Here is a 9,361-nt window from a genome sequence, read left to right as displayed (position 1 = left end):
GTCCGGCCGGGCCGCTTTCCCTTTACCACGCCAGGAACATGACATGCCGTCCAGGCCAACCGCCGGTCCGCTTCCGGTCATTCGGCCGCCGGCGCACCCCTCCCATGTCACCCGAGTGCCACCATTCCCCAAAACGATGTGACATGTCACAGCGCGCCCGGCTTCCCGCCGAGCGCGCTGCGCACAAGGAGGGAACCCACCATGCACCGTCGTCGCACCGCCGCCACCCTGGCCGGCGCCGCGGTCCTCGCCGCGCTGACCGCCCCGGCCGCCGTCGCCGCCACCCCCGCGCCCACCGGCCCGCCCGGCCCCTTCACCACCTGCGGCACCCCGGGCGCGCCCGGCTTTCTGACGACCCGCGCCTGTATCGAGGTCAACGGCCTCCAGGTCCGCCTCTTCGGGCAGGCCTACCCGACCGACCCGGCCTGGGTCCCCCAGAACGTCGGCTTCAAGCTCTCCGGCACCGCGCCCGGCCTGCCCCCGGGCCCGGCCCTCTACACCACCGTCCTGGTACCCGCCGGCGGCACCTCCGTCGGCGAGATCCTCACCACGGCCACCTGCGGCAGCTCGGTGACCGCCAACTTCAGCGTGGACAACGGCGGCTGGCCGCCCTCCACCGCCACCGTCACGGTCACCGTCCCCTGCTGATCCCACCCCCGCCCCACCCGCGGCCCGTCCCACCCACCGGGACCGGGCCGCGTTCCCTTGCACGCCGATGCGCCCAGACGCACCCAGACGCACCCGACGCACGCCACTACCTGACGGAGCGTCAGGGATTCTCGATGCGTTCCACGATGAGTTCGCACAGTTCGTGGGTGCGGAGGGCGTCGTGGGCGTCGAGGGGCTTGCCGGTGCGGACGGCGGTGAGGAAGGTGTGGACGGCCTGCTCGATGCCGCGTTGGCGGGCCACGGGGACCCAGTCGCCGCGGCGGCGGGTGGTGGGCTGGCCGCGGTGGTCGATGACCTCGGCGAGGTTGTGGACCGCGCGCTTGGAGTCGGCGCCGGAGACCTCCAGGATCTCCTCCGTCGATCCGGAGCGGCGGTTCATGATGCCGAGGGCCGTGAAGCCGTCCCCGGCGAGGGTGAGGGCGACGTGCTCCACCAGGCCGTCGCGCACCCGGGCGCGGACGTCGACGTGGTCGATCTCGCCGGGGGCCAGGAAGCGCAGGGTGTCGACGACGTGGATGAAGTCGTCGAAGACCAGGGTGCGCGCGGCCTCGGGCAGGCCCTCGCGGTTCTTCTGGAGGACGATGAGGTCCCGCGGCCGTTCCAGCGCCTGGGCGTAGCCGGGGGCGTGGCGGCGGTTGAAACCGACCGCCAGGGAACGGCCGGTGCGGTCGGCGAGGCCGACCAGGTGGCGGGCGCCGTCGAGGGTGTAGTCGAGCGGCTTGTCCACGTAGACGTCGACGCCGGCCGTGAGCAGCCGCTCGACGATCGGCACGTGCTGGTCGGTCGCGGCGTGCACGAAGGCCGCCCGGATGCCGCTGTCGATCAGTTGGCCGAGGTCCGTGAACCGGTGCGCCGGTGCGATCCGGTACGCCTCGCCGAGCCGGTCCAGCTTGGCGCCGTCACGGGTCATCAGCCGCAGGTCCAGGCCGGGCAGGGTGCCGAGGACGGGCAGGTAGGCCTTCTGCGCGATGTCACCGAGCCCGATCACCCCGACCGGAATCGGGGTGTCGGTGGCGGCGGTCGGACTCATCGGATCTCCAGGGGTGCGCGGGCGGGTGTCACCCCTACCCTATGCACCTACGCGCCGGCCCCGACGGGGGTGGCGTGCAGCCAGGAGACCTTGTCGTGCAGGTCGTCCTCGGTGAGCGGGCGCAGCATCGCGTCGCGGGCCCGGGCCTGCTCGCCGGCGGGGTGGTAGAGCTCGGTGCCCATCTCGCGGGCGAGCAGTTGGACGCGTCCGGCGCGCTCGCGCCGGGACTCCTCGTACTTCGCCAGGCGGTCGGTGACGTCGCCGGCCGGGGCGTTCGCCAGGACGTCGCCGAGCACGACGGCGTCCTCCAGGGCCTGGCAGGCGCCCTGGGCGGCGTACTGGAGCATCGGGTGGGCGGCGTCGCCCATCAGGGTCACCCGGTCGCGGGTCCAGACGTCGACCGGGTCGCGGTCGCACAGGACCCACTCGCGCCAGTCCTCGCCCAGGCGCAGGAGCTCGCCGGGGGTCGGGTCGAGGTCGGGGAAGCGGCTCAGCACGGTCTCGTGCGCGGTCGGGCGGCCCGCGACGGCCTCGGTGGCGCCGTCGTCCAGCACCGCGGCGAGGTTGAGCTGCTCCCCGCCCGCGACGGGGTAGTGGACGATGTGCCACCCGGGGCCGGCCCACAGGGTGACGGCGTTGCGGCGCAGCCGCTGCGGCACCCGCTCCATGGGCACCAGGGTGCGGTAGATGGTGTGGCCGCAGGGGCGGAGCGGCCCGTCGTCCAGCAGTTGCGCGCGGACCGTCGAGCGGATGCCGTCGGCGCCGACCAGCAGGTCCCCGGTGAACGTCCGGCCGTCCGTGGTGGTGACGGTGACGCGGTCCGCGTCCTGGGTGAACTCCCGTACCGCGGCGCCCTTCACCAGGTCGACGTCGGCGATGTTCTGACAGGCCCTGAGCAGCGGGCCGTGGAGGTCGCGGCGGTGCACGACGGCGTACGGCTCGCCGAAGCGCGCCCGGTAGCGCTCGCCGACCGGCATGACGACCAGCCGCTCGCCGGTGAGCGCGTCCAGCAGGCGCAGCTCGTCGACCAGGACCGCGCGTTCGCGGACGGCCGCGCCGACGCCGAGCAGGTTCAGGGCGTGGAAGCCGTTGGGTGCGATCTGGATGCCGGCGCCGACCTCGGTGAAGACGTCCTGGCGTTCCAGGACGGTGACGCGGTGTCCGTTGTTGGCGAGTGCCAGGGCCGTGGCCAGGCCGCCGATGCCGCCGCCGGCGACGATTGCGTGGAGCATTGCGGTTCCCCCGTGGGTCGTTCCCCCAAGTCGCGAGCAGCTTATGGGGCGGACGACCGCAAACGGAAGCTTTACCTTCGGTGGGGTTCGAAGCACCGTGGCGGCGCGTCCGGGTGCCGCCACAGGAGGCGCGCGAACGGCTGCGGAACGTCACCGGTGGTGTCTACGCGCACTACTGGGGCAGGATGAAATCGCCGGTTCTGAACGGATGGTGGACAACGGGGGGACGGCACGGGACGATGCGGACCGCCGGGGCCGCGCCCACGGGGAGCGGTCCCGGCGGTCGCCGGCGGGTCATGGAGAGTTTGTGTGCAGAGTTGGTGGATGGCGGGGAGGTTACGGGCAGAGCTGATGGGTGGTCGGGGTGCACTCGGGGTCGGGGTCGATCGGGCCGGTGCCGCCGGGGTGGTAGTTGGACCACCACAGGGGGGTGCTGCCGTAGTAGACGACCAGGTTGCCGCCGTTCTGGATGGCCAGGTACGCGCCGGGGTGGCGGCCGGTGCGGCTCTCCCACAGGGGGCGCCAGGCGGCGTCGTAGGCGGTGAGGTTGCCGTCGTCCTGCACGTAGAAGTAGGTGCCGAGCCCGTAGGTGCCCACGGCGGTCCAGATCGCGACGTTGTTCTTGTAGAGGACGACGTGCCCGTCGTACTGCTGGGACAGCACGGTGCTGCCGTCGGGTGAGGACCAGCTCTGGCCGCGGGTCAGGCCGGCGGTGGCCCGGATGACCGTCTGGTTGGCGTCGGAGGCGGGAGCCGCGGCGACCGCCGCGGAAGCGGCGGGGGGTGCGGCGGGTGCGCCGTCGGCGGCCTGGGCGGGAGCGCCCAGCAGCCCGGTCGCCATCAGGACGGCGCCCAGCGCGACGCCGGCGCGCGGGACGAGGGAACGCGCGATGCTCATGACGGACACTCTCCTCAAGTCACTTCTGCGGATGGCCTGGTGCCGCGGAAAGTCTCGCCGCGCGCGGTCCGGCCCGGCAAAGCCCTTCGACCCACCCCGAAAACGGGCGCACCACCGGGATCGCCGGGGTGGCGCCCGAACGGATTCCCCGAGCGGCCGGTGGCGGCGCCCGAACGTACAGTGGGGTACCACGACGCTTTCGCCCACCGTCCTCGCCCACCGGTCCCGCCCCCGGCGGCCCGGCCGGGCGGGCACCCGGAGTGAACCCTTCGCCCTGGCGGCGGCGGACGCCGGACGGCACGTGTAACCGAGCGTGATCCGGGCAGGCGCCGCCCGAGAGGTGCATCATGCGCAGAAGAATCCTCATCCTGGCAGGCGTCCCGGTGATGGCCGGGGCGCTGGCGCTGTCCCCGCTCGCGCACACGAGCGCCGTCGCGGCCGACAAACCCACCTACACCATCGGCTTCCAGGGGCCGCTGACCGGGCCCAACGCCCAGCTCGGGATCAACATCGACTGGGGCGTCAAGCTCGCCGTCCAGCAGGCGAACGACAAGGGCGACCTGCCGTTCACGCTCAAGGTCAAGGAGGCCGACGACCAGGGCGACCCCGCCAAGGGGCCGACCGCGGCCCAGCAGCTCATCGGCGACAGCAGCGTCGTCGGCGTGGTCGGGCCGACCTTCTCCGGCGCCACCAAGGCCGCCGAGCCGCTGTTCACCCAGGCGAACCTCGCCTCGGTCAGCGCGTCGGCGACCAACTCGGCGCTCACCGATCCGGCCAACGGCTTCAAGACCTTCTTCCGGATCGTCCCGCCGGACTCCGCGCAGGGCGTCGCGGCCGCCGACTACCTCACCAAGGTGCTCAAGGTGACGTCGGTCTACCTGGTCGACGACAAGTCCGACTACGGCGTCGGCCTCGCCGGGAACATCAGGAACCAGCTGACGGCCAACGGCGCGCGGGTGACCGGCGACAGCGTGGCCGCCGGGACCAACGACTACTCGGCGGTCGCCACCAAGATCGCCAACTCCGGTGCGCAGGCGGTCTACTACGCCGGCTACTACGCCGACGCGGCCCCGCTCGCGAAGGCGCTGAAGAACACCTCGTTCACCGGCAAGGCGATGTCCGACGACGGCACCAACGACCCCAAGTTCATCCAGCTCGCCGGCGCCGCCGGCGAGGGCTGGCAGATGACCTGCCCGTGCCTGTCGGCGGCGGCCTCCGCCGATCCGGCGGCCAAGCAGTTCGTCAACGACTACACCGCGCTCGCCCACCAGCCCCCGGGCACCTACTCGCCGGAGGGCTACGACACCGCCAACACCCTCATCCAGGTGATGAAGTCGCTCGGCACCGACGTCAACCGGCAGAAGGTCGTGGAGGGCCTGCGCACCGTGGACCACCAGGGCCTCAGCAAGGAGATCAAGTTCCAGCCCAACGGCGAGGTCACCGAGAAGGGCGTCTACGTCTACGAGGTCAGGAACGGCCAGATCGCCGCGCTCGGCACCGTCGACAAGCTGATCGCCGGCTGACCCGCGCCCGCCCATGTGCCTCACCGACCACTTCTGGCAGTTCCTGGTCCCCGGGATCACCCTGGGCTCGCTCTACGCGCTGATCGCGATCGGCTACACGCTGGTGTACGGCGTGCTGCAGCTGATCAACTTCGCGCACAGCGAGGTGTTCATGACCGGCGGGTTCGCCGGCCTGTTCATCGCCCAGGCGCTCGCCACCCCGGGGAGCACGCCGCACGGCGCGCGGTCCGTGCTGTTCACGCTGGCCGGACTGTTCGGCGGCGCGGTGTTCGGGGCCGCCGTCGCCTTCCTGCTGGAGCGCGTCGCGTACCGTCCGCTGCGACGGCGCGGCGCGCCCCGGCTGGTCTACCTGATCACCGCGATCGGCGCCTCGCTGTTCCTGTTCAACCTCGCCGGGAAGCTGTTCGGCCGCGACCGCACCGACGTTCCCGCGCTCTACACCAACCGCGTCGTGTTCACCCTGTTCGGCGCCCAGGTCCGGGTGCAGCAGCTGGTGATCGTCGGCACCGCGGTCGTCATGATGCTGCTGCTCGACCGGGTGGTGAACCGCACCAGGCTCGGCTCGGGCATCCGCGCCGTCGCCCAGGACGCGCGGACCGCCAGCCTGATGGGCGTCAACGTCGACCGGGTCGTCTCCCAGACCTTCGTGATCGGCGGGCTGCTCGGCGGGGCCGCCGGCTTCCTCTTCGGCACCTACCTCAACGTGCACTACCAGATGGGCTTCCTGCCCGGCATCAAGGCCTTCGCGGCGGCGGTGCTCGGCGGGATCGGCAACATCCGCGGCGCCATGCTCGGCGGGCTGCTGCTCGGCGTGGCGGAGAGCCTCAGCCAGTCCTGCGTGTCCAGCCAGTGGATCGACGTGGTCGCGTTCGTGGTGCTGATCCTGGTGCTGATGTTCCGCCCGACCGGCATCCTCGGCCGGAGCCTGGGACGGGCGGCATGAGCACCGGCACGCCCCCCGTCTCCGCTCCCGTCCCCGCCCCCGGCCGGCGCCGGCGCCGGGTCCCCGCGCGGCTGGTCCGCCTGGGCGGCTGGCTGGCCGCCGGGGTGCTGCTGACCGTGCTCACCTCGACCGCCGAGGGCACGTCCACCGACCACCTGCTGGTGCTGCGCCAGTCGCTCGGCTCCCCCGCCCTGATCGGGTGGCTGGCCGCCGCGACCGCCGTGTGGGCGCTGCTGGAGGTCTCGCGCGCCCGCGACCTCGGCCGGCGCCTCGCCCGGCACACCGCGGGCGTGCGCGCCGGCTGGCGACGGATCACCGGACGGCGGCGCTACCAGCGGCTGTTCCTGCTCGCCGCGGCGGTCGCGGCGATCGTCCTGCCGCGGTTCGCCGGCGAGTTCTACCAGCGCGTCCTGGTCGACCAGGTCGCGGTGTTCGTGCTGCTCGCCGTCGGCCTCAACGTGGTGGTCGGCTGGGCCGGCCTGCTCGACCTCGGCTACGTGGCCTTCTTCGCGATCGGCGCCTACACCTGCGCCTTCTTCACCCGGGCTCTGCCGGTGAAGCCGCCGTTCGCCCTCAACCCCTTCGTCGTCCTGCCGATCGCCGTCGCCGTCTGCCTGGTCGCGGGGCTGCTGCTCGGCGCGCCGACGCTACGGCTGCGCGGCGACTACCTGGCCATCGTCACCCTCGGCTTCCACGAGATCGTCCAGCTGTTCCTGGTCAACAAGGACGCCTGGACCGGCGGCAACCAGGGCGCGGGCGGCATCCCGCACTTCTCCGTCCACCTCGACGGCGTGCACTACGAGTGGGGCCTGGACTCGCTGCCCTACTGGTACCTGTTCATCGGCATGCTGGCCGTCGTGCTGTTCCTGTTCAGCCGTCTGGAGCACTCCAAGGTCGGCCGCGCCTGGACGGCCGTGCGCGAGGACGAGGTCGCCGCGGCCGCCACCGGCGTGCCCACCGTGCGGTACAAGCTGATGGCCTTCGCGATCGGCGCCTCGGTCTCCGGCCTGTCCGGCGTCCTGTACGCCTCCCGGATCGGCTACATCAACCCGGCCAGCTTCCCGGTGGTGCTGTCGATCAGCGTGCTGTCGTACGTGATCTTCGGCGGCATGGGCTCGCTGATCGGGGTGGTGGTCGGCGCGGCGCTGCTGACCTTCCTGCCCGCCGTCTTCCAGGAGCGGGAGCTCGTCCGCCAGGAGGACATCCCGATCTGGATCGGCGGGATCCTCGTGGTGATGATGATCTTCCGCTCGCAGGGCCTGATCCCCTCGCGCCGGCGCCGGCGTGAGCTCGGCCTGGCCGCCCAGGGCATCGCGGACGCCGACGCGATGTCCGAGAGCCCCGAGGGGAGGTCGCCATGACGGCCGGTCCGCCGACGGACGCCCCTTCGCCCGCCCCGCCGCCCGCCCCGCTGCTGGCCGTGCGCGGGGTCACCCTGAGGTTCGGCGGCCTGACCAGCCTCAACGGGGTCGACCTGACCGCCGACGGGGGCGAGATCCTGGCCGTCATCGGGCCCAACGGCGCCGGGAAGACCTCCCTGTTCAACTGCCTGACCGGCGTCTACACGCCCCAGGAGGGCACCATCGCCTTCGCCCCGCCGACCGCCGAGCACCCCGTCCAGCTGGTCGCCGGCCCGGCGCGCCGGCGGCGCGGCCGCAAGCCGCACGTGGTGAACCGGGCCGGCATCGCCCGCACCTTCCAGAACATCCGGCTGTTCGCCGCCCTGTCCGCCTACGAGAACGTCAAGGTCGCCGCCGAGACCAGGCAGCGCACCGGCCCGGTCGCCGCCATGCTGCGGCTGCCGCGCGCCCGCGCCAACGAGCGGTCCAGCGACGCCGCGACCGCCGCCCTGCTGGACTTCACCGGGCTGCGCGCGGTCGCCGACGAGACGGCCTCCGCGCTCCCCTACGGCGTCCAGCGGCGGCTGGAGATCGCCCGGGCCCTCGCCACCGGGCCCGCGCTGCTCCTGCTGGACGAGCCCGCGGCGGGCACCAACCCGACCGAGAAGCGCGAACTGGAGCGGCTGATCCGGCGGATCAACGGGGAACTCGGGGTGACGGTGCTGCTGATCGAGCACGACATGCGGCTGGTGACGTCGGTCGCGGACCGGGTGACGGTGCTCAACTTCGGCCGGGTGATCGCCGAGGGGCGGCCGGCCGAGGTGCGGCGCGACCCGGCGGTCGTGGAGGCGTACCTGGGCACCGCCGGGCCCCGGGAGGAGCCGTGAGCGGCACCGGACCGCCGGTGCTGGAGCTGCGCGGCCTGCGCGTCTCCTACGGCGCGATCGAGGCGCTGAAGGGGATCGACCTGGTGGTCGAGGAGGGCGAGGTGGTGACCCTGCTCGGCGCCAACGGGGCCGGCAAGACCACCACCCTGCGGGCGGTGTCGGGCCTGCTGCGGCCCCGGGAGGGCGAGATCCGCTTCCGCGGCGCGCGGGTGGACGGCGTCCCGCCGCACGAGGTGGTCGGCCTCGGGATCGGGCACGCGCCCGAGGGACGGCGGGTGTTCCCGGGGATGACCGTGCGGGAGAACCTCGACATGGGCGCCTACCGCTTCCGCCGCACCCCGCGGGAGGACCTCGACCGGGTCCTCGCCCTGTTCCCGGTGCTGGCCGAACGGCGCGGCCAGCAGGCCGGCACGCTCTCCGGCGGCGAGCAGCAGATGCTCGCCATCGGGCGCGCGCTGATGGGACGGCCCGGACTGCTGCTGCTGGACGAGCCGTCGATGGGCCTGGCCCCGTTGATCGTCACCCAGATCTTCGACATCGTGCGGGAGATCAACAGCCAGGGAACGACCGTCCTGCTGGTCGAGCAGAACGCCGCGCAGGCGCTCAGGCTCGCCGACCGCGGCTACGTCCTGGAGACCGGGGCGATCGTGATGAGCGCCCCGGCGGCCGAGCTGCTGCACGATCCCCGGGTGCGCGCCGCCTATCTGGGCGGGACGGCGGATTGAGCTCCCACGGCCCGGGTGACCGGTTCGGGGGCCGGCCCGGGCCCGGGCAGCGGCCCGGGGTGCGGGCGCGGGTCCGGACGAGGGCCCGGCGGGGGCAGCGGATCGGGCTCCGGCC

The 9,361-nt window shown here is 73.1% G+C and carries 9 protein-coding genes; 6 read left to right on the top strand and 3 right to left on the bottom strand.

Annotated features, from left to right (window positions below):
- Positions 1 to 201: 201 nt before the first annotated feature.
- Positions 202 to 648 (top strand): hypothetical protein, encoded by a 447-nt coding sequence (locus tag ABD308_RS31330; RefSeq protein WP_344342548.1) that lies wholly within the window; start codon positions 202 to 204, stop codon positions 646 to 648.
- 121 nt (positions 649 to 769) lie between these two features.
- Here ABD308_RS31330 and ABD308_RS31325 read toward each other — a convergent pair whose 3' ends face one another.
- The 3 genes from ABD308_RS31325 to ABD308_RS31315 form a co-directional block, all read right to left on the bottom strand.
- A complete protein-coding gene (locus tag ABD308_RS31325; protein WP_344342557.1) occupies positions 770 to 1,669 on the bottom strand; it encodes a Gfo/Idh/MocA family protein in 900 nt (299 codons plus the stop codon).
- A 77-nt stretch (positions 1,670 to 1,746) separates the two neighbouring features.
- Positions 1,747 to 2,931: a 3-hydroxybenzoate 6-monooxygenase gene (locus ABD308_RS31320; protein ID WP_344342545.1), complete on the bottom strand. Its 1,185-nt coding sequence runs from the start codon at positions 2,929 to 2,931 to the stop codon at positions 1,747 to 1,749.
- A gap of 336 nt (positions 2,932 to 3,267) precedes the next feature.
- Positions 3,268 to 3,828, bottom strand: a complete 561-nt coding sequence (locus tag ABD308_RS31315) for a hypothetical protein (protein WP_344342542.1) — start codon at positions 3,826 to 3,828, stop codon at positions 3,268 to 3,270.
- Positions 3,829 to 4,175: 347 nt separating this feature from the next.
- Between ABD308_RS31315 and ABD308_RS31310 the strand changes: the two genes are divergently transcribed.
- Genes ABD308_RS31310 through ABD308_RS31290 form a run of 5 tightly spaced genes read left to right on the top strand, consistent with a single transcriptional unit; the run spans position 4,176 to position 9,246 of the window.
- Positions 4,176 to 5,351 carry a branched-chain amino acid ABC transporter substrate-binding protein gene (locus ABD308_RS31310; protein ID WP_344342539.1) on the top strand — a complete coding sequence of 392 codons (1,176 nt, stop codon included), beginning with the start codon at positions 4,176 to 4,178 and terminating at the stop codon, positions 5,349 to 5,351.
- A 13-nt stretch (positions 5,352 to 5,364) separates the two neighbouring features.
- Entirely contained in the window at positions 5,365 to 6,294 is a 930-nt protein-coding gene (locus ABD308_RS31305; protein ID WP_344342535.1) for a branched-chain amino acid ABC transporter permease, read from the top strand.
- Positions 6,291 to 7,655 (top strand): branched-chain amino acid ABC transporter permease, encoded by a 1,365-nt coding sequence (locus ABD308_RS31300; RefSeq protein ID WP_344342532.1) that lies wholly within the window; start codon positions 6,291 to 6,293, stop codon positions 7,653 to 7,655. The genes ABD308_RS31305 and ABD308_RS31300 overlap by 4 nt, the downstream gene beginning before the upstream one ends.
- Positions 7,652 to 8,521 (top strand): ABC transporter ATP-binding protein, encoded by an 870-nt coding sequence (locus ABD308_RS31295; RefSeq protein WP_344342529.1) that lies wholly within the window; start codon positions 7,652 to 7,654, stop codon positions 8,519 to 8,521. The genes ABD308_RS31300 and ABD308_RS31295 overlap by 4 nt, the downstream gene beginning before the upstream one ends.
- Positions 8,518 to 9,246, top strand: a complete 729-nt coding sequence (locus ABD308_RS31290; protein WP_344342525.1) for an ABC transporter ATP-binding protein — start codon at positions 8,518 to 8,520, stop codon at positions 9,244 to 9,246. Before ABD308_RS31295 ends, ABD308_RS31290 begins: the two co-directional genes overlap by 4 nt.
- The last annotated feature ends 115 nt before the right edge of the window (positions 9,247 to 9,361 follow it).

It is taken from the genome of Kitasatospora putterlickiae (assembly GCF_039527695.1).
Classification (GTDB): domain Bacteria; phylum Actinomycetota; class Actinomycetes; order Streptomycetales; family Streptomycetaceae; genus Kitasatospora; species Kitasatospora putterlickiae.
Note: the sequence above shows the minus strand (reverse complement) of the source record. Positions and strands in the feature narration are given on the sequence as shown.

Coding starts and splice junctions, on each gene's coding strand:
- ABD308_RS31315 (WP_344342542.1), bottom strand. CDS start 3,828: ATGAGCATCGCGCGTTCCCTCGTCCCGCGCGCCGGCGTCGCGCTGGGC.
- ABD308_RS31310 (WP_344342539.1), top strand. CDS start 4,176: ATGCGCAGAAGAATCCTCATCCTGGCAGGCGTCCCGGTGATGGCCGGG.
- ABD308_RS31330 (WP_344342548.1), top strand. CDS start 202: ATGCACCGTCGTCGCACCGCCGCCACCCTGGCCGGCGCCGCGGTCCTC.
- ABD308_RS31305 (WP_344342535.1), top strand. CDS start 5,365: ATGTGCCTCACCGACCACTTCTGGCAGTTCCTGGTCCCCGGGATCACC.
- ABD308_RS31295 (WP_344342529.1), top strand. CDS start 7,652: ATGACGGCCGGTCCGCCGACGGACGCCCCTTCGCCCGCCCCGCCGCCC.
- ABD308_RS31300 (WP_344342532.1), top strand. CDS start 6,291: ATGAGCACCGGCACGCCCCCCGTCTCCGCTCCCGTCCCCGCCCCCGGC.
- ABD308_RS31320 (WP_344342545.1), bottom strand. CDS start 2,931: ATGCTCCACGCAATCGTCGCCGGCGGCGGCATCGGCGGCCTGGCCACG.